This is a genomic window from Microbacterium sp. CGR1, assembly GCF_001266755.1.
Taxonomy (GTDB): domain Bacteria; phylum Actinomycetota; class Actinomycetes; order Actinomycetales; family Microbacteriaceae; genus Microbacterium.
The window spans coordinates 3,176,356-3,199,821 of the sequence record NZ_CP012299.1; the positions used below are offsets into that span (position 1 = coordinate 3,176,356).

The 23,466-nt window shown below is 70.0% G+C and carries 17 protein-coding genes; 14 read left to right on the forward strand and 3 right to left on the reverse strand.

What is annotated here, in order from left to right; translation table 11 throughout:
* Positions 1–74: 74 nt before the first annotated feature.
* The 6 genes from AKG07_RS15240 to AKG07_RS15265 are packed head-to-tail and all read left to right on the forward strand — an operon-like array spanning position 75 to position 8,199.
* Positions 75–1,040 (forward strand): AAA family ATPase, encoded by a 966-nt coding sequence (locus tag AKG07_RS15240; RefSeq protein ID WP_053099368.1) that lies wholly within the window; start codon positions 75–77, stop codon positions 1,038–1,040.
* Positions 1,037–2,407 (forward strand): DUF58 domain-containing protein, encoded by a 1,371-nt coding sequence (locus tag AKG07_RS15245; RefSeq protein ID WP_053098662.1) that lies wholly within the window; start codon positions 1,037–1,039, stop codon positions 2,405–2,407. The genes AKG07_RS15240 and AKG07_RS15245 overlap by 4 nt, the downstream gene beginning before the upstream one ends.
* Positions 2,404–4,956: a transglutaminase domain-containing protein gene (locus AKG07_RS15250; RefSeq protein ID WP_053098663.1), complete on the forward strand. Its 2,553-nt coding sequence runs from the start codon at positions 2,404–2,406 to the stop codon at positions 4,954–4,956. Before AKG07_RS15245 ends, AKG07_RS15250 begins: the two co-directional genes overlap by 4 nt.
* Positions 4,953–6,725 carry a DUF5684 domain-containing protein gene (locus tag AKG07_RS18210; protein WP_053098664.1) on the forward strand — a complete coding sequence of 591 codons (1,773 nt, stop codon included), beginning with the start codon at positions 4,953–4,955 and terminating at the stop codon, positions 6,723–6,725. The genes AKG07_RS15250 and AKG07_RS18210 overlap by 4 nt, the downstream gene beginning before the upstream one ends.
* Complete coding sequence (locus AKG07_RS15260) at positions 6,722–7,552, forward strand: PP2C family protein-serine/threonine phosphatase (protein ID WP_053098665.1); 831 nt, start codon at positions 6,722–6,724, stop codon at positions 7,550–7,552. Before AKG07_RS18210 ends, AKG07_RS15260 begins: the two co-directional genes overlap by 4 nt.
* The gene (locus AKG07_RS15265; protein ID WP_053098666.1) at positions 7,549–8,199 is read left to right on the forward strand and encodes a hypothetical protein; all 651 of its coding nucleotides are present in this window, start codon (positions 7,549–7,551) and stop codon (positions 8,197–8,199) included. The genes AKG07_RS15260 and AKG07_RS15265 overlap by 4 nt, the downstream gene beginning before the upstream one ends.
* Before the next feature lie 116 nt (positions 8,200–8,315).
* Here AKG07_RS15265 and AKG07_RS15270 read toward each other — a convergent pair whose 3' ends face one another.
* From AKG07_RS15270 to eccD, 3 genes are read right to left on the reverse strand one after another with little or no spacing between them, the layout of a single operon-like run.
* Positions 8,316–9,656 carry a S8 family serine peptidase gene (locus tag AKG07_RS15270; protein WP_053098667.1) on the reverse strand — a complete coding sequence of 447 codons (1,341 nt, stop codon included), beginning with the start codon at positions 9,654–9,656 and terminating at the stop codon, positions 8,316–8,318.
* Positions 9,656–11,008, reverse strand: coding sequence for a type VII secretion protein EccB (eccB, locus tag AKG07_RS15275; protein ID WP_053098668.1), 1,353 nt, complete (start codon positions 11,006–11,008; stop codon positions 9,656–9,658). Before eccB ends, AKG07_RS15270 begins: the two co-directional genes overlap by 1 nt.
* A 3-nt stretch (positions 11,009–11,011) precedes the next feature.
* The gene (gene eccD / locus AKG07_RS15280; protein WP_053098669.1) at positions 11,012–12,346 is read right to left on the reverse strand and encodes a type VII secretion integral membrane protein EccD; all 1,335 of its coding nucleotides are present in this window, start codon (positions 12,344–12,346) and stop codon (positions 11,012–11,014) included.
* 445 nt (positions 12,347–12,791) lie between these two features.
* Here eccD and AKG07_RS15285 point away from each other — a divergent pair, with 445 nt between their 5' ends.
* From AKG07_RS15285 to eccCa, 8 genes are all read left to right on the forward strand, one after another.
* Positions 12,792–13,106 carry a WXG100 family type VII secretion target gene (locus tag AKG07_RS15285; RefSeq protein ID WP_053098670.1) on the forward strand — a complete coding sequence of 105 codons (315 nt, stop codon included), beginning with the start codon at positions 12,792–12,794 and terminating at the stop codon, positions 13,104–13,106.
* Between the two features lie 41 nt (positions 13,107–13,147).
* Entirely contained in the window at positions 13,148–13,429 is a 282-nt protein-coding gene (locus AKG07_RS15290) for a WXG100 family type VII secretion target (RefSeq protein WP_082298072.1), read from the forward strand.
* A 127-nt stretch (positions 13,430–13,556) separates the two neighbouring features.
* Entirely contained in the window at positions 13,557–13,994 is a 438-nt protein-coding gene (locus AKG07_RS15295; protein WP_053098672.1) for a hypothetical protein, read from the forward strand.
* Positions 13,994–15,331, forward strand: coding sequence for a S8 family peptidase (locus AKG07_RS15300; protein WP_082297971.1), 1,338 nt, complete (start codon positions 13,994–13,996; stop codon positions 15,329–15,331). Before AKG07_RS15295 ends, AKG07_RS15300 begins: the two co-directional genes overlap by 1 nt.
* Positions 15,321–16,757 (forward strand): hypothetical protein, encoded by a 1,437-nt coding sequence (locus AKG07_RS18190; protein WP_053098674.1) that lies wholly within the window; start codon positions 15,321–15,323, stop codon positions 16,755–16,757. The genes AKG07_RS15300 and AKG07_RS18190 overlap by 11 nt, the downstream gene beginning before the upstream one ends.
* Before the next feature lie 118 nt (positions 16,758–16,875).
* Positions 16,876–18,240 carry a hypothetical protein gene (locus AKG07_RS17750; RefSeq protein WP_053098675.1) on the forward strand — a complete coding sequence of 455 codons (1,365 nt, stop codon included), beginning with the start codon at positions 16,876–16,878 and terminating at the stop codon, positions 18,238–18,240.
* On the forward strand, positions 18,237–19,481 hold the full coding sequence (locus tag AKG07_RS15315) for an FHA domain-containing protein (protein WP_053098676.1): 1,245 nt from the start codon (positions 18,237–18,239) through the stop codon (positions 19,479–19,481). The genes AKG07_RS17750 and AKG07_RS15315 overlap by 4 nt, the downstream gene beginning before the upstream one ends.
* The gene (eccCa, locus tag AKG07_RS15320; protein WP_053098677.1) at positions 19,478–23,452 is read left to right on the forward strand and encodes a type VII secretion protein EccCa; all 3,975 of its coding nucleotides are present in this window, start codon (positions 19,478–19,480) and stop codon (positions 23,450–23,452) included. The genes AKG07_RS15315 and eccCa overlap by 4 nt, the downstream gene beginning before the upstream one ends.
* Positions 23,453–23,466: the final 14 nt, after the last annotated feature.

The following is a 23,466-nucleotide window of genomic DNA, read 5'->3' on the forward strand; positions in this document are numbered from 1 at the left end:
TCCCCACCGCCCTGCACACCGCAGGTGCCAGAGACGAATACGGTTGCCCTATGCCTGCTCCCTCCGCTGCTCCCGTGACCATCGCCGCCGAACAGGCAGCCTGGTTCGCCGAGACGTTCTCGATCCTCACCGCCAACGTCGAACAGGCGATCCTCGGCAAGCGGCACGTGATCGAGCTCGTGCTCGCCGCGGCGGTCAGCGGCGGCCACGTGCTGCTCGAGGACTTCCCCGGCACAGGCAAGACGGCTCTCGCGCGGGCGATCGCGCAGACCGTGACGGGAACGAGCACCCGGATCCAGTTCACGCCCGACCTGCTCCCCGGCGATGTCACGGGCATCACCGTCTACGACCAGAAGGAGGGCGCCTTCGAGTTCCACGCCGGTCCCGTCTTCGCGAACATCGTGCTCGCCGACGAGATCAACCGGGCGAGCCCGAAGACGCAGTCGGCGCTGCTGGAGGTCATGGAAGAGGGCACGGTCACGGTCGACGGCGTCACGCGGCCGGTCGGATCGCCGTTCCTCGTGATGGCGACGCAGAACCCGATCGAGCAGGGCGGCACCTACCGTCTGCCCGAGGCGCAGCTCGACCGCTTCATGATCAAGACGTCGATCGGATACCCCGACGAAGCCGCGACCATGCGCATCCTCCAGGGAGCAGCCCAGCCGAAGCACGTGCTCGACGGCATCGTCGGCGTCGACACCATCCTCACGATGGCCGAGATGACCCGCGGCGTGTACGTGAACCCGCTGGTCTCCGACTACATCATGCGCATCGTCGATGCGACGCGTCGAGCGTCCGAGGTCCGCCTCGGTGCCAGTGTGCGAGGAGCCCTCGCCCTGTCACGTCTCGTGATGACGTGGGCTGCCAAGAACGGTCGCACCTTCGTCACCCCCGACGACGTCCGAGAGCTCGCCGTCGTCGCCCTCGCGCACCGCCTGGTGCTCGAGCCGGAGGCCGAGTTCGACGGCGTCACCGCGGTCGCCGTGGTGGGGCAGATCCTGCTCGACGTCGAGCCGCCGCGCGAGAACGGCACTGCGTGAGCTTCAGCACCGAGTCCCGTCTGACGCGCACCACGGCGGGCACCAGCACGTCGACGCGCACGTCGACGGTCACGCGCTACGACCGCACGCGCCGCGGCCCCGTCCGCGGCGCCGTCTTCGGCGTGCGTCGGGCCGCTCGCAGCACGGAGCGCGCAACCCGAGCGGCTGTCGCGTGGGTGCGTGAGACGGTCACATCCGCCGGGATGCTGGTCGTCGCGGCGCTGGTCCTGTGCGTCACCGCCGGGCTGCTGTTCGGCTGGGTCGAGGCGTGGGCGGTGGCGGCGATCGCGCTCGTGCTGCTGATCGCCTGCATCCCCTTCATCCTCGGCACCCACGACTATCGCATCGAGCTGACCCTCGACCGCGACCGCGTGGTCGCCGGTGCCGAGATCGGTGCGACGCTCGACGTGCGCAACAACAGCGAGCGTCTGTCGCTGCCCGGCATCGTCGACGTTCCCGTGGGGGAGGGGCTCGTCGAAGCGCACGTCCCCCTGTTGCGCCCCGCCGCCCACCATCGCGAGCAGCTGACGATCGCCGCCCACCGCCGCGGTGTCATCGACGTCGGCCCCATGACCATCACCCGCGGTGATCCGATCGGCATCCTCCGCCGTGAGCTGCGCTGGCCCGATGTCCAGCGCATCCACGTGCATCCGGTCACGGTGCGCCTGCCCAGCACCAGCGCCGGTCTCATCCGCGATCTCGAGGGCACGCCGAGTTCGACCCTCGTCGATGCCGACCTCTCGTTCCACGCGGTGCGCGAGTACGTCGTGGGCGATTCGCAGCGGCACGTGCACTGGAAGTCGACCGCCAAGACCGGCAAGCTCATGGTGCGTCAGTACGAGGAGTCGCGGCACGCTCGCATCGCCATCATCCTCGACCTCGACAGCGAGTCGTACGAGAGCGACGACGAGTTCGAGAACACGGTCAGCGCCGCCGCATCCCTCGCCCTGCAGGGTGTGCGCGACGGTCGTGACGTGCTCTTCTCGGTGAGCAACGAGATCCCCGAGCACAGCCGTGCCGAGTTGCTGTCGATACGCACTCTTCCCACGGTGACTCCCAAGGCCCTCCTCGATGCCACCTCGACCATCGATCCGGCCGACCGCGTGATGCGGCTCGAGGCGGTCGCCGCGCTCACCGCCCAGTCCTACCCCGACCTGTCGATCGGATTCCTGATGACGGGCTCGCGCATGCCGCTCGAGCGGCTGCGCCACGCCGCCATCACGCTGCCGGCGGCGGTCGAGGCGGTCGCGGTGCGCAGCGAACTCGGCGAGCAGCCCACCCTGCGCACGGCGCGCGAACTCGCCGTGATGACGCTGGGCGCACTCGGCGACCTTCCGCAGATGCTCGCCCGCGGAGCACTGCGATGAGCGCCGCGGGTCCGCGGCGCGGCGTCGCGAGGTCGCGCCGGACGTTCGCGCTCTCGGCTCTGACCCTCTGGTCTCTCGGATATGTGCTGGTCGGCATCGGTCTCGCCACGGCGGCTGCATGGCCGGTGTACGAGTCCCCCCGGGCGCTGGCGGTCGGCCTGATCGGCGGCCTGCTGGGCATGGTCGTCGCCGTGCTGACCCGGCTGCTGCGGTGGGGGCTGCTGATCGGTGCGCTCGCGGTGACCGGCGTCTATCTGGTCGTCTCGGTTCCGCTCGCCATCCCATCGGCGCTCTCGTCGCTTCCCGCGTTCCTGGGCGGAATCCGCGACGCGGTGCTGGGGGTGGTGCTCGGCTGGAAGCAGATGCTGACGCTGAACCCGCCCCTCGGTGAGTACCAGGCGGTGCTCATCCCGCTCCTCGTGGTCATGCTGTTCGGTTCCTTCATCGCCACTCTGCTCGTGCTCGAAGGCGGACGCCGGGCGACCATAGCGGTTCCCGTCGTGACCGCGATGAGCGTCTTCGGCATCGCCTTCGGTGTGAGCGGCACGACGGCTCCGGTCTCGGTGCTCGGCGTCGCGCTTCCCGCTCCTCGGGAATGGCTGATCGGCGTCGCGCTCTTCGTGGTCTCTCTCGTCTGGTTGGTCGGACGCTCGCGGCTTCAGCGGGCACAGGCGCTGCGCACCGTCGCGGCGGCGAACATCTCGCGCCGGGCGACCCCGGTGTGGCTCACGATCCGTCGGCATCTCCTGTCGGCCGGTCTCGCGGTGATCGCCCTCGTCGCCGGTTTCGCGGTGGCGCCCGCCGCGGCAGGGTGGAGCGACCGCTCCGTTCTGCGCGACGAGGTCGAGCCGATGATCGTCGTGCAGCAGCAGGCGAGCCCCCTCAGCGCCTACCGGTCGTGGTTCGCCGGCAGCACTCTCGATGACACGGTCGTGCAGGTGGAGGGTGATCCTGGAGCGCTGGAGCGCCTCCGGCTCGTCACCCTCGACTCGTACGACGGCGAGGACTTCCACATCGCGCCGGACGACCGGTTCAGCCGGTTGCCCCGCAGCGCGATGCCCGGCGAGGGCCGCGTGTCGCTCGGGATCACGATCGGCGACGCCTACCGGGGCATCTGGGTCCCCTCGCCGGCCGGTCTCGCCGAGGCGCCGGACTTCTCGGGTGCGCGCGCCGAAGCGCTCGCCGACGGGTTCCACGTCAACTCGGGCGGCGACACGGCGATCACCGTGGCAGAGGCGCCCGGCGGGGGAGAAGGGCTCGTTCCGGGCGATCGCTACAGAGTGCTCGTGGACGCCCCGGCGAGCCCCGGCGACATCACCGCCGTGCAGGGCGGTGCCTCGAACCTCGACACCGACCTGTATCCCGCGCTCACCGAGTGGGCCGAGATGCAGGAGCAGCCCCGCACCGGGGCCGGGTATCTCGAGATCATCGACCGCCTGCGCTCCCGCGGCTACCTCAGCCACGCGCTGATCGACGATGAGGCGGCGGCGGGATGGATCGCCTCGTTGAAGGAGTCCGAGGGATACGCGTTCGCACCCAGCTATGCGGGACACTCCGCGGCCCGCATCGAGGAGCTGTTCACCGACCTGCTCGAACAGGAGCGCAGGGCAGGCTCGGATGCCGCGCCCGAGCTGCTCGTGTCGGCGGTCGGCGACGATGAGCAGTTCTCAGTGGCAGCGGCGCTTCTCGCCGAGCACTGGGGGCTCGAGTCCCGAGTCGTGATCGGTGCGCGCCTTGCGGCCGCAGAAGAGGTGCCCGGCATTCCCGCCTGCACGGAGACCTGCACGGGCGCGAACATGAGCGCCTGGGTCGAGGTGAGAGGATCGGGCGGCGAGTGGATGCCGGTCGACACCACACCGCAGTACGCGATGCTTCCGAGTTCCATCACCGAGGGCGAGCAGCTGCCCGAGCATCCCACGGTGCCCGAGCAGCCCCGGTCGGAGGCGTTGGATCCGCCTCAGGCGCAGAGCGATTCCAACAATGACGCGCCTCCACTCGAGTCGCCGCAGTCAGAGGTGCTCGCCGTCCTGCTGCCGATCCTCCGCGCTGTGGGGCTCGGCATGCTCGCGCTGGCATTGCTCGCGCTGCCCTTCCTCGTGCTGCTGCTGGCCAAACGGCAGCGAGCCAGGGCCCGCCGAACCGCCGAAGATCCCGAGGTGCGTCTCGCCGGGGCGTGGGAGGAGCTGGTCGACGTGTACGCCGACCACGATGTGCCGATGGATGCCGAAGGCACCCGCATCCAGCGCGCACTCTCGACCGACCGAGAGGCAGCGGACCGCCTGGCAGAGATCGTCGATCGCGCCGTGTTCGCCGAGCATCCTCCGACGGACGAGGATGCGCGCGCCGCCTGGGAGATCGTCGACGCCGAGCGGACGGAGCTCGCAGCGGCAGGCAGATGGTGGCATCGCATCGTCATGCGCGTGCGACCGACGTCGTTCGTCGGTCGCATACGGGGCGCGAACGGTCGTGGATTCACGGCCGCCGTGCCTGTGCTCGCTACGCTCGGATTGACCTGGTCGCCCGGCGACCGGAAGAAGGGGAACTCATGATCGCGCCCGTGGATACCGGCTACGTCACGATGCTCGCCATCGTCGGCGGCGTCGGCGTGCTCATCGGCCTCGCCGTCTACGTCTGGTACGCGCTGGCGCTGTCGCGCCTCTTCCCGCGCATCGACGGAGAGGGGTGGAAGGGCTGGGTCCCCATCCTCAACGAGGCGGAGATCCTGGCGCGCGGCGGAGTGCCGGCGTGGTCGGTGGTGTTCTACTTCATCCCGATCGTGCAGCTGTACGGCATCTACCTCAAGGTCGTCGCGACCCACCGCATCAATCGGAGGTTCGGTCGCGGTGCGGGAATGACGGTGCTCGCGATCCTTCTACCTCCGGTCTGGGCGACGGTTCTCGCCTGGGGCGCCCCGCCGTATCCCGAGGGCGAACGGCTGGCCGCTCTGCAGCCCGGCCCGCGCCGAAGCTCGCAGCCCACGGCCACCCCGGCGAGGGACGCATCGGGGTACACGATCCCGTCCCTGGCTCCGCATACCCAGAGCCAGCCTGACGCCCCCGCGCCCGTGTTCCCCGACTACGCCGCACCGAGCCGTCCGGCCGTGCAGCCCGACCGGAATGCGACCGCAGCCGCGGCGAGCGGTGGTCCCGCGGGTTCAGGGTGGGGCGCGCCTCCCGTCCCGGGCGCCCCGCCGGTTCCCGTCGCCGGACAGCCCCCGGTGCAGGGTGCGCCGGCGGCATCATTCGCTCCGCCGCAGCCGCCCGCCTCGTCCTTCGCGCAGCAGCCTCCTGCTCCTCAGCCTCCTGCGCCTCAGCCTCCTGCTCCTCAGCCTCCTGCTCCTCAGCCTGCGGCTCCTCAGGCGCCGGCTTTGCAGCCTCCTGCGCCGCCCGCGCCGGTGCGCGCACCTGAGCCCCCTGCGGTGGAGCAGCCACCCGCCGTGAACCCGCCGGCTCCGACCGAGGCGCACCCGACCACCGGCATCATGGCCGCAATGGGTGGCGCGCCTGCGGCTCCGGCGGCGCCGCAGCCACCCGCGCCGCCGGTACCGGTATCCGACGACGTCGTGCCTCAGCAACCGGCACAGACACCGGCGGCGGCCCCGGCATCCGCTCCCGTGCCCGAGTTCGAGCGGCCGGCGGAGAACCCGCCTGCCGCGGCGCCCGCCGAAGAGGCGCAGCGGATGGTGCGGCCCGCTCCGCCCTCGTTCCGAGATGGTGGCCTCTCGGATGAACAGCCGCAGGCGGCGGTGATCCGTCCTGTCCCGTCGTCCCCCGCAGCTGCGGGCGCCACCGCGGATGTGCCTGCGGCCGCCGTGGTGCCCCCGGCCGATGCAGCGCCCGCACCCGCGGTCGAGGAACCCGTCCCGGCGCCCCTCGCGATGCCGTTCGGAGGCCTCGCGGCCGACGTCGACAAGACGGTCGTCACACCGCGTCCGACGCACGATGTCGACGAGGACCTCGACGCCACCGTCGTCGTCGCCCGCAAGCGCGGAGTCCGCCGATCGCTCGTGCTCGATGACGGACGGAAGTTCTCGCTGTCCGGCGCCAGCGTCGTGATCGGCCGCAATCCGATCGGCGAGCCGGGCGAGCAGCGACTCGCCATCTCCGATACGACCCGCACGCTGTCGAAGACGCACGCTCGTCTCGTCGTGCACGACGACGAGTGGCGTCTCACCGATCTGCACGCCACGAACGGCGTCGTCGTGGTCGAGGAGAACGGCACCGAGACCCTGCTCGATCCCGGAGAGAGCGTCACCGGCAACGGCCGCTTCATCCTCGGTGAAGTGGGGATGCATGTGATCGCGGAGCGCGATTCATGACGCTCTCCTCGGTCGTCCTCAGCGTCGCGTCACTCACCGACACCGGTCTCACGCGCTCGGCGAATGAGGACTCGTTGCTGGTGGCGTCCCCGGTCTTCCTCGTCGCGGACGGCATGGGCGGGCATGAGGCGGGGGATCGTGCGAGCGCTGCGGTGGTGGAGGCGTTCGAGCCGCTTCGCGGGGCGACGGTCGACGTCGCCGACATCGGACAGGCATTGAGTCGCGCTTCGGCTGTGGTCGATGACATCTCCGCCGATCACAAGCGCGGGGCAGGAAGCACCGTGACCGGTGTCGCTCTCGTCGATCACGACGGCGTGCCGCACTGGCTCGTCTTCAATGTCGGCGATTCCCGCGTCTACCGGCACCACGGCAACGAGCTGACGCAGCTGACGATCGATCATTCGCTGGGGCAGGAACTGGTGGATGCCGGTGAGCTCCGCGCCGAGGATCTCTCGACGTTCTCGCAGCGCAACGTCATCACGAGGGCGATCGGTGCTCCCGACAGCACCGCGGACAGCTGGCTGCTGCCCGTGGTCGACGGCGAGCGACTGCTGATCTGCTCCGACGGCCTGAGCGGCGAGGTGAGCGACGAGGCGATCCGAGCGACCCTGACGATGAACGGGCGGCCGGAGACCGCGGCAGCGGCTCTCGTGAGCCGGGCGCTCAAAGCGGGTGGTCGCGACAACGTGTCGGTCGTCGTGATCGACGTGATCTCGGGAGGCGCGAACGGGCGCCCGGACGACCTCACTGCGGGCCGCGATGCCGCATCCGCCTCGCTGACCGATTCGATGCTCGAGGGCACGACGATCCCGGTTCGAGCCAGATGACGGACGACGAGACCGAGGTCGAAGAGACCGTCATGCTGACCCGACGCGATCGGCGCCGGGGGAGATCGGTCGCCGAGCCCGGCGAAGTCGCCGAGCCCGCTGAGCGCGTCGAGCCTGCCGAGTCTGCCGAAGTCGCCGAACCCGCTGAGCCCGTCGAGCCTGCCGAGCCCGCCGAAGTCGCCGAACCCGCTGAGCCAGCGGATGACGTGGACGAGGCGACGGTCGTCGTCGACCGGAGACCCGCGGAGGCTGAGGAGCCAGGTGCCGATCGGGAGGACGACCCTGTCGACGAGTCGACGATGCTCGTCTCCCGGACGCCGCGTCGTGTGCGACGCAAGAGATCGGAACAGCCCGCCGACAGCGACGACTCTGCCGACCGCGCAGAGGCTGACGTGCCCGCCTCGTTCGAGGCGCCGACGGATGCGCCGGCACCGGAGATCTACCGGCCGCGTCCGGCCCCGCTCGGCCCTTCTGCCCCGCCCGTCGTGATCGGCGCCGCGGCGCCCACGCGCACGGTGGACCCGGATCTCCCGTCGGTCGCGAAGCAGGGACTGCGCTGGAGCCGGGCGGCCCTCATCACGTTCGCAGCAGCCTGCGTCGTCTCCGTCGCGGGTCTGGTGGGTCTGGGCTTCTTCGTCTTCGGGTGACGCCCTCACCCTGACGGAGCCGTGCTCAGCGTCCGCGCACTCCCACCGGCCGTCGGGCCGCCTGGGTGCCCTGAAGCGGCCGCGCCGTGCCGCTGCGGACCATCGCGCCGCGCGTCTCAGTGAAACGTGCTCGGGTCACCCGATGCCGGACCAGGGATGTTGAGCAGTCCGCCTTCGCGTTCGACCTCGACCGGATCCACGACCGGCTGCTCTCTGCGGCGACGCAGCACGATGAGGATGCCGAGCACACCGAGCAGAGTCGCTCCGCCGATCGCGGTGAACAGCGCGGCCTCCCGTGTGAGCAGGAACGGCGACGCTCCATGGTCGGGGTCGGCGGTGGCTGCGGGCGGTCGCACGGCGCTCTCCGAGGTGTCGAAGTATGGGCTCACGGGCCCGCGCGTCGTCTCATCCGGGAGCAGCTCGATGGCGGCGAGCGGCTGGATGAAGCCCCAGCCGTCGATGTCGTCCCGATTGTCGGCGTCGGTTCGCAGCGCGGTGGCGGTGAGCCGATACGCCCAGCCGGCGGGCGGATCCTCGGGGTGCGCTTGCGCCACCAGTGCGGCGGCCGCGCTCGCGTATCCGGTCGCGAAGCTCGAGGCAGGGGCATCGGCGGCGAAGACGCAGTCGCCCCCGCCGACCGCGGCGCTCAGCACCGTGCTTCCGGGGGCTGTCACGCCGACCTGGGGGCCGTGGATCGAGTCATCGGTCGCGCGTCCGGTGGCGTCGGCCGCGCTGACCCCGAGAACCTGCTCATAGGCCGCGGGGTAGCGAGCGCCGTCTTCCGCGTCCGGATCTGACGCCCTGTTCCCGGCGCTCGCCACGACCAGGGCGCCGACGGCGGACGCGTGTTCGACCGCCGCGCGGAGATCGGGGGAGTCGGCTGTCTGCGAGATCGAGACGTTGATGATGTCCGCGCCGTTGTCGGCCGCCCAGTGGATGCCGTCCGCGATGCGCTGCGAGGTGGGCCCGTACCCCTTGTCCTTGTCCTGCTGCTGCTCGCTGCGGAACACTCGCACGGAGAGCAGCCGGGCGTCGGGCGCGAGTCCGACGACGCCGGAGTCCGCGACCGGCTGTGCGGCGATCTGCCCGGCGATCGCCGTGCCATGCCCGGTCGTGTCGGTCAGACCGTCAGCCCGCTCACCGTCTCCGACGAGATCGACACCGCCGATCACGGCTCCGGCGAGATGCGGATTGCCGGCATCGATGCCCGAGTCGACGACGGCGACGACGACCCCTCGGCCCGTGGCGACGCGGTGGGCCTCGTCAGCACCGAGCAGTGCGAGGGCGGGTGGGACCTCGGGCGTGAACACCACGTTGCCGGGTGTGCAGGCATCGCCGGACGTCGCCATCGATGCGATCGACGTCGGGACGGCAGGCGATGCCAGAGCGGATGCCGGTGCGCCCAGCAGCGTGGCGCCGAGGATGACGGCCGTGAGAGCGGCTGTGCGGCCGCGCATCAGTCGGTCCCCGAGCCGGGCGACTCTCTCGCAGCATCGGAGGTCAGCGCGGGGCCGGCGGCGAAGAACTCGATCCACGCGTCCGACACCTGTCCGACGTCATCGGGGGAGTACCCGAGCTGAGCGATGGGGCCGCTTGCGGACTCCTCGGCGTTCTGCGCTGCTGCAGCACCGGGGATCGCGAACGCGGTGCCGGATTCGTCGATGAGCACGGCCAGACCCGCCGCGTCCTCGGACCCACCCGTGACCTCGACGAGGGCGCCGCCACCGACCTTCACAGCGACGCCGGAGCGCTGCTCGGGCAACTCGGTGGTCGTCGCCGCGAGCACCGTGTGCGCGTCATCGGTGAGCATCGCGCAGGGCGTCTCGCCGGCGGCGAGCGTGGTCAACGGCAGCGTCGGCCAGTCCTCACCCCCGATGTACGGGCGGGTCTCCACGTCGGCGACCTCGGCGGGGGAGACCTCCTGCTGAGCACCGACCTCCTGGCCGCTGCCGAGGAGGTAGAGCTGATACGCGAGGGGACTGAGTCTGGCGAGCTCGCCGGTGCCGAGCGCCACGTAGCGCTCGTCGGCAGGGCTGCCCTGTGTGTGCACGATCGTGCCGGCTCTCAGATCCGTTCCGGGGACCGATGCGCCGACGCCGTTGATGCGGATCGGTTCGAGCTCGTCACCGGACTCGAAGAGGTTGAGCCATCGTCCGTCGACCTCGAGGACGTCGCTGGTGCCGAGTCCGACGGCGCGGAGCACGGCGTTGGCATCGTCGGCGGGCACTGCGTGGCGTTTGCCGTCTGCGATCACGAACAGCTCGTCGCCGCGCTGGACGACGGCACCGGTTCCCGTCGACACCTCGGCGATCGGCGCGCTCGACAGTGACACGGCGGCGCCGGCCGTGTCGTCGATGCACGCTGTCCAGGAGGAGTTGATCAGCGCCGCGGGCGCGGGCAGATCATCGGGCGCACCGAGGATGCCGATCGAGGGGCCGACCGGGATCCCGTCGAGCGCCGCCTGATCCGTGCGCACCACCTTGAACTCTCCGGCGGGGATCAGAAGCCGCGCGCTGGCCGTGTTGATCACCGGGTACAGCGTGCCCTCGACGGAGACGTAGCGGGCACCGGTGTCGGTGGCGACGATCAGGCGGTTGTTCTGCCAGTCGCCGGGGAGCCCGGGCTGCATGATTCCCCAGAACACCCCGACGAGGATCACGCCGACCGTGAGTGCGACTCCGGCGACGACCGCGCGCAGGGGCTTCGCGGGGTCGAGCTCTTTGCCCCCGGGGGCTCCGCCGGTGAACGCCGAGAGGAGGCGGCGCCTGCTGAAGCCCTGGGCCTCGATCAGATCCTTCTTGGTCGCCATGGGTCAGATGAGTCCGGCCGTCGTGACGCCGAGCGGCAGCAGCAGAGCGAGTGCGATGACCTCGACCGTGTCGCCCAGCCTCGTGAGCCGCAGACGCGCTTTCGGCGTGAGCAGCGTGAGACCGACCAGGATCACGGTGGCCACGACCAGGATGAGAAGCATCCAGGTGCGGACGTCGGGCAGAGCGAGTGCCACCGTCACACCGGTGACGGCGAGCCCGATCGCGCCGATGGCCATGAGGACGAGCACGCCGAGGCGCGCGTGGATCTGACGCGACTGGAACATCATGCCCACGAACGCGAGCACGCAGAGCAGAGCGCCGAAGACGCCGCTCCCGGCGACCAGAGAGGTCGCGATCAGCGCCGCGAGGCCCAGCGCAGCGCGCAGTGCGATGAGAGTGCGCGTCCCCGCGGCGGCGCGGCGCTTGACCTCGTCGGCATCGATGGGCTCGGGTGCGGCGAACATGTCGGCGTCGCTCTGAGGGGAGATGACTCTGATGCGCGTCGAGCTGAGAGCGAGCCACGGGATGCCGTTCGCGAGCAGTGCGGTCGTGGCGAGCATGATCGCGTAGGGAGCGAGCGCATCGCCGAAGATCGCGGCGGTCGTCGCGGTGATGCCGATCGAGGCGCCGAGCGCGATCGGCACGAGATGGATCTCGGGCTTCTCCTGGGTGACGGCGAGGCCGAGGCCGCCGACGATGACGAGACCCAGTCCCATGGCCGCGAGCGGCCAGCCCCAGATGCTCTGCACGGGAACGGCGAGGAAACCCGCGAGCCCTCCGTAGGCTGCGGCGGTGAGTCCCAGGGCGTGTCCGGCTTCCGGCTGACGGAGACGCATGAGCACGGCGGCCGCGACGCTGAGGACGATGGCTCCCGAGCCCGCGATGATTGCGGGCAGGAGGGACGTCGGCGGTGTGGCGACGAGCAGCAGCGCGCAGAGGGCGAGGAAGGTGAGGCTGACGAAGAGCGCTGTGCGCGAGCTGTCCGCGGGCGTCCAGGAGCCGTGCTGCTCTGCCGTCGCGTCGATCACCGCTTCGACGACGTCGTCGTAGACGCGCGGCTCCTGCATGAGGCCGCCGCGGACGAGAGTGAGCAGCTCTCCGTCGTGCACCCCCTGCGCCGCCGCGCCGCGTGCCGGGTCCAGCGGTGTGCCATCGGCTCGCTGCAACGAGTAGCCGCCGTGGGTGAGGGTCGGGTCGAGCACGCCGAGACTCCGGGCGAACCCGGGGATGATCTCGACCAGCGGGACCTGCGACGGCACGCCGACGTCGAGCCGACGGTCGTCGCTGACGACGGAAAGCCGCAGCACGGTGCCTGCCGTTGCGCTGCTCTGAGTCATGGAACGATGCCCCCTCCATGGTGTGCAGCCGGGCGGGAGGAGACCCGTGGCTGCGCATTCCGCCTTTCACCCTAGTTGAGGCGTGCGACAACGCACAGTCGCAGGATGCGACGTTTCTCCATCGACTGCACGATCTCCCGGAGGATGCGCTGTGCGTTCTGGTGATCGGAGGCAGGACCCCTCGAGCCTCTACTCGATACTCGAAGCGCGGGGGAACCAGTGCGCTGATCGTGTGCCCGTGACAGGGCGCGGAACTGAGCATCTTCGATTTTCTCCATCGACTGCAGGATCTCCGCTCGTATGCATCATGAAATCTGGCGATTCGTTCCGATGTGTTCTAGCCTGTGTCGTGAAACAGATTCGTGGGGGGTTGTTTCGTTGTCGTCCCAAGACTGGGATGCGCTCCCCCGCACGTGTGTCCCATGTGGACCGGAGGGAGTGAGTTATGGCTGATGTCATCTCCGCAGAAGAAGGGGCTCTGCGTCGCGGAGCCCAGGCGGTGCGGGAGACCAAGTCCGGGATCGACCAGCAGACCAAGAAGGTCCGCGGTGAGATCGAGCAGCTGCGTGGTTTCTGGACCGGTGCGGCTGCTGTGTCGTTCACGACGCTGATGTCGCGCTGGGACGAGCAGGCGCGTCAGCTGAACGAGGTCCTCGTGACGCTCGAGGATGCTCTTGCGGGCACCGAGCGTGACCAGGCTGCGACCGAAGAAGCTCACCAGCAGACCATCTCGGGCCTCGGCTCGATGATGGGCGCCTGAGCGTAGACCACAGAGATTTCAAGGAGAACATGATGCAGTCGATGTCAGTTCGCCCGGAGCAGGTCAACGCTCTGGCAGCGCAGATCCGCAGCGGGTCGCAGGGTATTCGTTCCGAGCTGGACCGTCTCGAGTCCGAGGTCAGCAAGCTCCGTGCGGCGTGGGATGGTTCCGCGCAGCAGGCGTATGACCAGGCTCAGGCCAAGTGGAACCGTTCGCTGAGCGAGATGCAGCAGCTTCTCACGCAGATCGCGGGCAAGACCGAGGAGATCTCGGGCCAGTACGTCCAGACCGACAAGTCGGCCGCTGGGCGTTTCGGGGCCTGATCCGTGGCGCGGGCCCGACGCAGCGATGCGCCGGGCCCGCGCCGTCTGCTGTGCTGTTCGGCGATCGAGTCGGAGGGCGCAGCAGATGTTTCGGAATCATCTGCCGTTGTGAAGGGGAGGGGCGTCGATGAGCATCGCAATCGACTTCGATGGAGTGTTCGCTGAGCTGAAGCGGATCCTGCGTGAGCTGCAGGAGTTCCCCAGCCCGTCTGAGGTGGCGGTCTCGGAGGGAGGGTCGTCGAAGGCCACCGTCGACTTCCGGCGGGCCGTGGCCGATGCCGCGCAGTCGATGGGAGACGCCACGGCCCGGACCATCGCCAAGATCCAGGACACCCACGACGTGATTCGCGCCGCCGTGATGCAGATCGCCGAGCAGGACGCGTCGCTCGCCGACGAGACGAAGCTGATCGTGTCGCTGCTGGACTCGGCCGTCGCCCAGGGCGACGGCGACACCGCGACATCGACAGGCGCTGGGACCGGCGCGACGGGTGGGGGCTCAGCCGGAGTCCAGGCATCTGCACCGACGTCTACAGGTGCCGATGAGCCCGAAGAGGCCGACTACTGATGAGACGCACTCGCCGCGGAGTGATCGCGGCGGTCGGCGCTATGGCGCTGGCCGCCGCGATCGCGGTGCCCTCGAGCGCGACAGCGGCCGCCGCATCGGGTCTGTGGTGGTTCGATCGCGGCAAGGTCCAAGAGGCGCACGATGCGGGCTTCGACGGGGCGGGAATCAAGATCGCCGTGATCGACAGTCAGATCAACCCCGACGTGGTCGGGCTCCGCGGGGCGAACGTCACCGTCGATGACTCCTCGTACTGCTTCGACGCGACCGGCCAGCCGTATCCGGCGGTCTCTGCCGAGTACGGCAAGTCCTCTCACGGCACCCAGGTGGTCTCGATGATCGCCGGAACCGGCGAGGCTCCGGCCGGGGGCGCCCCGGTCAAGGGTGTGGCGCCGGGGGCAGAGGTGGTCTTCTACAGCACCGGCGTCCTCGACGGCGTCATCGGCGAAGACGGCGGCGATGCGGAGTGCCTCCAGGAGAACGGCGAGGAGCTGGGCGACGACGGTCGTTTCGCTCTCGACCGCGCGATCTCGGACGCCGCGGCAGATGGCGCCGACATCATCTCGATCTCCTCCGGAAGCAGCATCAACATGCGGCAGGGTCTCGCCGATGCCTATGCCTCCGACGCGGTCGTCGTCGCCGGCATGTCGAACGAGGACGGGATCAGCCTGTGGCCCGCGGGGCTCAACGGAGTCGTCGCGGTGCAGGCCTTCGGTGAGGACGGCAAGATCCAGACCGGAACGAACGGCAAGCCGAACCTGGCGGAGGACGTCGTCGTCGCCGCACCCGGGGTCGGGCTCCTCCTGCAGGGGACCCCGGATTCCTGGGACGCCCAGCAGATCGGGTCGGGCACGTCTTTCTCGACGCCGATCGTCGCGGGCTTCCTCGCGATGGTCAAGCAGAAGTACCCGGATGCGACAGCAGGGCAGCTGATCCAGAGCTTGATCCACAACACGGGAACCAAGGGCGAGCACGAGCCGGAGTGGAACGACAGCACCGGGTATGGAGCGGCCTCCCTCACCGGGATGCTCGCGATCGACCCGTCGAAATATCCTGACGTGAATCCGCTCTTCGACACCGAGGACACGTACGCGCAGCCGTCTCTCGGCGACGTGAACGAGGCGAAGGCAGCGCTCGGAGGCGGCGCGCAGACATCCGTCCCGACGGACGCGCCGGTCGCCGAGCGACCCGATCATCAGGCATCGCCGATCACGCCCTGGCTCATCGGCGGAGGGATCGTCCTCCTGCTGCTGGTGATCGGCGGGATCATCCTCGCGATCGTACTGACACGCTCCTCACGACGAGACACCACCGAACAAGGGGGAAACCATGGCCGGTAAGCAGATGGGCCCGGGCGGGTACGAGGCGGAACTGAACCGCATCCGGCAGCTCGACGACTCGATCATCCCGCGGCTCTCCGCCGTGACGAATGCGTTCACCTCACTGGAGCGGGCGCTCTCGGCCGTGCGCCTCTCCGAGTTCTGGGAGGGCGAGTCCGCCAAGGGGGCGACCGCTGACATCGACGAGATCCGGTCGAAGGTATCGGCCATTCTCAGACTCGTCGAGGCCGTGGACTCCGCGGTCGTCGAAGGCAACTCGGCTCGACGCGAGATCGCGGCCGCCGAACTCCCGTCGGCATCGATCGACCCCTTCTGGGCGAACGCTGCCAAGGGCGCGTCCTTGGTGGTGCACCCGGTCCTCGGTCCGCTCGCGGCGGACAAGGCTCTGGACGCCATCGGCGACTTCCTCGGCAACCAGCGGGAGGATGCCGCGCGCGAGGTCGTTCAGAAGGTCGAGGCGTCGCTGACGGAGCCGACGAACAAGCTGGCTCAGGCGGCCCGCGCGATGAACGAGGTGGACTACCGGTCGTCGAAGGCCCCGTCCGGTTCTGACGAGCCGATCCCGGGCACGCAGATCGACGCCCCGAGGATCGGATCCCCGGGGATCGGCGGCGGCCCGTCCGGGTACACGCCCGGTGGCGGTGGATACCAGACCGGTGGCGGTGGAGGCGGGGTCGGCGAGTATGTCCCGCCGACGCCGACGGACCCGACCGTCCCCGAGTACCTGCCTGACCCCACCTATCCGACGATTCCCGATGGTCCCGGAGACTGGGAGTACGACCCCGACGGACCGGGAGGCCCCGGTGATACCGGCGGCGATGACCCGACGGTCGACTTCCCCGGCGGCGGCGTGCTGCCGGGAGGCACCGGCGGCGGCGGTTCAGGAACCGGAGGCGGGTATCCGTTGCACCCCGGTTCGACGCTCCCCGGCGGAGTCATCGGTGGGGGCAGCGGCATCGGCGGCATCGTGGGCGGCGGCGCAGGAGCCGCGGCCATCGCTGCGGGATCCAAGATCGCCGGTATCGGCAGCATGGGCACCCTCGGCGGATCGGCACTCGGAGGCTCGTCCGGCGCCGGCCAGAGAGGCAGTGGCGGCCTGCTGGGCAAGTCCGCCGTCGGCGGAGTGGGTGCGCGCGGCGCGGGTGGATTCGGCTCAGGTGTCGGTGGCGCTGGCGGCGTCGGTGGCGCTGGCGGTGTTGGCGGTGTCGGCGGAGCAGGCGGTGCGGCGGGCTCGTCCGGCGCAGCAGGCTCCGGCATGCGTCCGGGTATGGGAATGATGGGCGGCGCGGGAGGCGCCGACGAGGAGGAGAAGGCCAAGCGCTCCGGTCTCGGTGGTCCGATCGCTCCCAAGCTCGAAGACGACGAGGAGCGCGGTCCGCGTGCCAAGGGCGCCCAGGCGGGCTCCCGCGACGAGCACGCGGACTGATCAGGATCACCGCGGCGGTCGTGGACGGCGGATGCCGTCCACGACCCGCACGCGTGCATGGTCGGTGGTCGGTCACGCCGCGGAGTGAGCAGCCGCACACGGTCGATAGGGTTCAGGTATGTCAGTCGAAACGGTAGAACGGCGTCGGATCGTTCTTCAGAGCGAGGACCGTCGTTTCGACCTCTCGCTTCCCTTCGACGAGACCCTCGATGACGCGCTCGTCCTCAGCGGACTGTCGACGGCCGATCGCTTCGCGACGATCGGTCCCGGCGGATTCGAGATCCCCGGCGACACCGAATGCGAGGACCTCATCGACGGAGGCCTCTACGCGCTGATCGACCGCACGGCACTCGCGCCGCAGGCGCGAGCCACGGGCGCGCCGGAGCGGCCTTCGCGCGCGGACCACGGCGCCCGATGGTGGATGCTCGGCGTCAGCGGACTGCTGCTCGTCGCGGTCTTCGCCCAGGGGGCCGGAGATCCGCTGCTCAGGCTCCTGATCGGTCTCCTCCTCGTGGTCGGCGCCGTGAGCGGTGCCGTCGCATGGTCGCGCCGGGACTCCGCAGCGGGGGTGCGCGGCATCCTCGGCGTCCTCGCGCCTGTCCTCCTGTCGTTCTCGGCCGGAGCGCTCCTGATCCCGGCTCAGCTCGACGCGAGTGCGCACCTCTCTGCCGCATCCGGGTTCCTCGCCGCGGGCATCACCACTTCGGTCATCGCCGTCTCTGCCCGAGCCCGTCCGATGCGCGCGGCCGCCGGAACGGCGACGGTGCTCCTCGTGGGGCTCGCGGCGGTCTGGGGGCTCTCGCTGCTGCTGCGATGGGGCCCCGCCGAGGCCGCAGCCATCTCTCTCGGACTCGTGCCGCTCGGGCTGCGCGCACTGCCCAGCAGCCTGGTGAACCTCCCGGAGGGGTACTTCATCGACTACAAGCACTTCATGACCAGCCGGTGGACGGTTCGAGGAGCGATCCCGGAGTCGGTCGGGCTGCTCCGGCCCGAGCGCATCATCGCCGTCGTCGATGACTCCTCGGCCCGGCTCATCGCCGGAACAGCGGTGCTCAGCGTCGTCGCCGCGCTCATGGCTCCTCTCGCCTTCCTGCGCCCGTGGCCGGACGACCCCTTCGTGATCTCGGGTGGTATCGCACTCCTCGTCTGCGTCGCGCTCGCACTCCTCCTGACCCCTCGGCACACGACATCGCGCATCCTCCGCTGGCTCCCGCGTGCGGCGGCAGCGGTGGTGTCCGTGGTCGCCGGGCTGCAGGCGGCCGCAGCGCTGGGCTCCGGCTTCCAGGTGCTCGGCGCCGCCGTGCTGTTCGCGGTGGGCCTCGCGGCGGTCGCCGTGATCATCCCCGTCTCCCGCGGTGCGAGCTCGCTCATCTGGTCGCGCTTCGGTGACGCCTTCGAATGGCTCGCCGTCGCCCTCGCCCTTCCCGCGGCGCTGCTCTACGCGAATGTGCTGTCCCTCGTTCGTGGAATGATGGCCGGATGAGCGGGAACGGTGAACCACAGTCCTGGCCGGGCGGTGGAGCGATCCCACCCGTCCAGCCCGGACCCGGCCAGCTCGGGGAGGTCCCGGCGCTGCCACCGGCACTGATCGCCGCGGCCCCCGGTGTCGACGGCGCGCCCCTCCGGTCCGCATCCGCGCCTCCCAGCCCCACTCCGATCGTCTCGACACGCGCCAGGACGAGACGACCCGAAGACGGGCTCGGTCCGGCTTTCGTCGGCTCGCCCGCGGGGACCGGGGCGCGGATCGCCGCCTTCACGCTCGACAGCGCCGCCGTCATCCTCGCCGCGTCCATCGTCCTCATCACCACTCGCAGCATGCTGCTGGCCGGCCTCACGGTCGCCGAGCTCGCGATCTTCCTGTGCGTGCTCGAAGCGCGCACAGGACTCACCCTGGGCAACGCCGTGCTGCGTCTGCGCGCGTCTCGCGGCGACCGGCCGTACTCGCCCGGCGTGGGGCGCCAGTTCGTGCGGGGGATCATCACCGGCGCCGGCTTCCTCGTCGCGGTCGGCAGCTGGGTCGTCGTCGCCTCGAGCGCATGGGACCGTGGCGGACGTCGTCAATCGTGGGCCGATCGCGTGGCCGGCACGGTCGTCGTCGCCGTCCCGCCTCGGGCGCCCGCCGATGCGCCGCAGGAGGCGACGGTCGCCGAGGTCGCCACTCCGCTCGCTCCTCCGCAGGTCGTGCCTCTCGGTGCCCATCCGTCCGTCGTCGACGAGGACTCCGAGCCCACCGACGCCCGCGCGGCCTCGCACCGCACCGAGAAGCCCGCCCCCGCGGCGCAGGGTGACGACAAGCCGCTCTTCACGGTCGCCCCGGCGGCTGCGCAGCATTCCGATGCTCCGACTCCGGCATCCGAGTCCGGGGCGTTGCTCCTGATCTTCGACACCGGCCAGCGCGTGCAGCTGGGGCTCCCTCTGGCGGCGAACATCGGTCGCGCGCCGGTGGCGAGTGTGCACGACGATCGGCTGGTGACCGTGACCGACCCCGACTCCTCGGTGTCGAAGACGCACCTCCGGCTCGAGCACTCGCGCGGCAGAACCTGGGTGACCGATTTCGGCTCCACCAACGGGTCCGACATCCGATCCGACGACGGGCAGACGACCGAGCTCGTCGCCGGTGAGCGCGTTCTGCTCGACGATGCCGACCGGGTGCGCATCGGCAATCGGAGCTTTACCATCAGCCTCCTGCTGGCCACCGACAGCAGCGCCGGAGAGAGAGCATGACAGGACCCCGTCTCGCGCCGCCCCGAGTCCCCTCTGGAAAGCTCCCCGTCCAGGCGCCGCCCGAGCTGCAGCCCAATGACGGCGGTATGGGAATCCTCGGATCCCTCCTGCCGATGCTGGGCAGCGTGGGCGCGATCGTCATGGTCACGATGTCGAACCAGTCGGTGACCGGACTGCTCACCGGCGGGATGTTCCTGCTGTCGTCGCTCGGCTTCGTGGCGGTGAACGGATGGCGTCAGCGATCCCAGCGGCAGGCCGCGACGCTCGGCTCGCGCCGTGAGTATCTCGCCTACCTGACCGAGCTGCGTCAGACCGTGCGGGTCGCGGCTCGCCAGCAGCGCCGTGCCGCGAACTGGCACCTCCCCGCACCGTCGGCGCTGCCGTACATCGCGGAAGAGCGCACCAGGGTGTGGGAACGCGGGATGAACGACCCCGACTTCCTCACGGTGCGTGTCGGCACGAGCGACCAGCCGCTGTGCATCTCGCTCGAGGCACCGGAGCTGCCGCCGCTCGCCCAGCTCGACCCGGTCGCCGCCTCTGCCGCGCACCGCTTCATGCTGACGCACGAGATCCAGAAGAACCTCTCGCTCGGCATCACGCTGCGCGACTACGCCCGTGTCGAGATCACGGGAGACGAGACCGAGTCCCGCGGCCTCGCGCGCGCCATCCTGCTGCACCTCGCGACGATGCACGATCCCGACACGGTGCAGGTCGTCATCGCGGCGGACGCGGCGGTGCTCCCGCAGTGGGAGTGGGCGAAGTGGATGCCGCACACGCACTCGCGCACGGTCAGGGACGGGCTCGGCGCTGCGCGCATGATCGGATCTCAGCTGTCGGAGCTCGAGGAGATGCTTCCGGCCGAGGTCAGGGAGCGGTCGCGTTTCGCGCGTGACGGATCCGGTGCCAAGGTGCCGCACATCGTCATCCTGACCGATGGGGTCAGCACCTCCTTCAACGACGCGCTCGTCAGCGGCGACGGCGTGCAGGGTGTGACCGTGATCGACCTCCCCTCACGGTGGGGCGATCTCGACGATCCGAACGCCCTGCGCATCGCGTTCGAGCCGGGGGACAAGGGTCGCCGAGCCGAGCTGGTCAGCCTGCAGGTTCCCGCGCGTCCGTTCGAAGCAGACTCGATCAGCATCGTCGAGGCCGAGGCGACAGCGCGTCGACTCATCGCCCTCTACGCGGGTGGCACGACCATCGCGAAGAAGAAGAGCGCGACCGATCAGGCGGAGCTCGTCGAGCTGCTCGGCCTTCCCGACGTCCGCGATCTCGATCTCGATGCCGCGTGGGCCCCGCGTCTCGAGCGCGACCGTCTCCGGGTGCCCATCGGGCAGACCGAAGACGGCAGCCCTCTGATCCTCGACATCAAGGAATCGGCCCAGCAGGGCATGGGCCCGCACGGCCTCATCATCGGTGCGACGGGTTCGGGCAAGTCCGAGGTCCTCCGCACGCTCGTGCTCGCGCTGGCGATGACGCATTCTCCCGAGCAGCTCAACTTCGTGCTGGTCGACTTCAAGGGTGGTGCCACCTTCGCCGGTATGGCGGACATGCCCCACGTCTCGGCGATCATCACGAACCTCGGCGAGGAGATCTCGCTCGTCGACCGTATGCAGGATGCGCTGCAAGGCGAGATGGTCCGCCGTCAGGAGCTGCTGCGGGCGACGGGGCCCTTCGCCAACGTCGCAGACTACGAGAAGGCCCGCCGTGGCGGACGCACGGACCTCGCTCCGCTTCCCGCTCTGCTCATCGTCGCCGACGAGTTCTCGGAGCTGCTGTCGGCGAAGCCGGAGTTCGTCGACACGTTCGTCAACATCGGTCGCCTCGGACGTTCGCTCCAAGTGCACCTGCTGCTCTCCTCGCAGCGCCTGGAGGAAGGCAAGCTGCGCGGTCTCGACACGCACCTGTCGTACCGGATCGGTCTCCGCACGTTCTCAGCCGCCGAGTCGCGCACCGTGCTCGGAGTTCCTGACGCGTACCACCTGCCCACTCAGCCCGGTGCCGGAATCCTGAAGTCCGACACCGAGACGATGACGCAGTTCCGCGCCGCCTATGTGTCCGGGCCCCCGCCCCGCCGTCGGCGCCGCGCGACATCGGGTTCTGCGCAGAGCACCGGGTCGACAGCGGTCGAGCTCTTCACCGCAGCACCCGTGTGGCGGGCCGAGACGCCCGTCGACGAGCCGGAGGTCGTCGTCGACGCCGAGCCCGAAGAGAAGCGCAACACGTTCGAGATCGCCGTCGAGACGATGAGTGGCCGAGGACCGGCCGCCCATCAGGTGTGGCTCCCGCCGCTCGAGACGCCCGCGACGCTCGACCAGCTTTTCGGCGACCTCGTCGAAGACCCCGCCCTCGGTCTCATCTCCCCGCGCTGGCGGGGCGCCGGCGCACTCACCGTGCCGCTGGGAATCGTCGACGTGCCGCTCGAACAGCGACGCGAGAACCTCGCGATCTCGCTCGGAGGGGCGGCCGGTCACATGGCGATCGTGGGCGCTCCGCTCAGCGGCAAGAGCACCCTCGCCCGCACCACGTTGGTCGCGCTGGCGCTCACGCACACTCCGCAGGAGGTGCAGTTCTTCGTCATCGACTTCGGCGGCGGCAGCTTCACCGGCCTGCAGCGGTTCACGCACATCAGCGGGGTGGCCACGCGTTCGGAACCCGACATCGTGCGTCGCACGGTGGCCGAGGTCACGGGCCTGCTCAACGCCCGCGAGGTGTACTTCCGTCAGAACGGCATCGACTCGATCGACACCTATCGCCAGCGCCGCGCCCAGGGACTCGCCGACGACGGCTACGGCGACATCTTCCTGCTGGTCGACGGCTGGGGAACCCTGCGTGCCGAGTTCGAGATGCTCGAACCGCAGATCCAGGCGATCGCCGCGCGCGGCCTCACCTACGGTGTACACATCGTCATCACGGCGTCGCGCTGGATGGAGGTCCGAGCCAACATCAAGGACCTCATCGGCACCCGCATCGAGCTGCGCCTCGGCGATCCGACCGACTCCGAGGTCAACCGCAAGGCCGCCGAGAACGTCACGTCGATCCCGGGCCGCGGACTCAACGAGAACGGCCTGCAGATGCTGACCGCACTGCCGCGCATCGACGGTGTCGATGACGCCTCCTCGCTGGCCGACGGCATCGACGACCTGGTCACCCGGGTGGCATCAGCGTGGCACGGCCCCGCGGGTCCGAAGCTTCGTCTGCTGCCGTCGCGCATCAGCCACGCCGATCTGCGAGCGGTCGCCGCCGCCGCTTCGACCGACGGCTCGGAACCCCGCGAGATCCTGCTGGGAATCGACGAGGCCAACCTGGCCCCGTTCTCGATCGATCCGCTCGAAGAGCCTCTGCTCTACCTCTACGGCGACGCCGACTCGGGCAAGTCGTCGATGCTCCGTGGTGTCGTGCATGAGATCACGCGTCTCTACGGCCCGACGGAGGCGAAGGTCTTCGTCGTCGACTATCGCCGAGCGCTGCTGGGCGAGATACCGCAGGAGTATCTCGGCGCCTACCTCACGTCGCACGAGATGACCGAGGGCGGGATGAGCGAGCTCGCGCAGTTCTTCCAGAGCCGCATCCCCGGCGCCGATGTCACGCCCGACCAGCTGCGCTCCCGGTCGTGGTGGAAGGGCGCCGAAGGTTTCGTGCTGATCGACGACTACGACCTCGTGGCGACGTCGCAGGGCAATCCGGTCGCTGTGCTCGCACCTCTGCTCGCGCAGGCCGCCGACCTCGGGCTCCACGTGATCCTCACGCGTCGCACCGGCGGAGCCAGCCGCGCGGCCTACGATCCGATCATTCAGCGGATGACCGACCTGGGTGCCACCGGCATCCTGCTCTCGGGAAACCCCGAGGAGGGTCAGCTGATCGGCAAGGTCAAGGCGATCCCGGCCATTCCGGGGCGTGCCCAGATCGTCAGCCGAGACCGCGGGCTGGTCGCCGCCCAGCTGCTGTGGGTGCCGCCGAGCTACCAGTAGGACCGAGAGAGAGG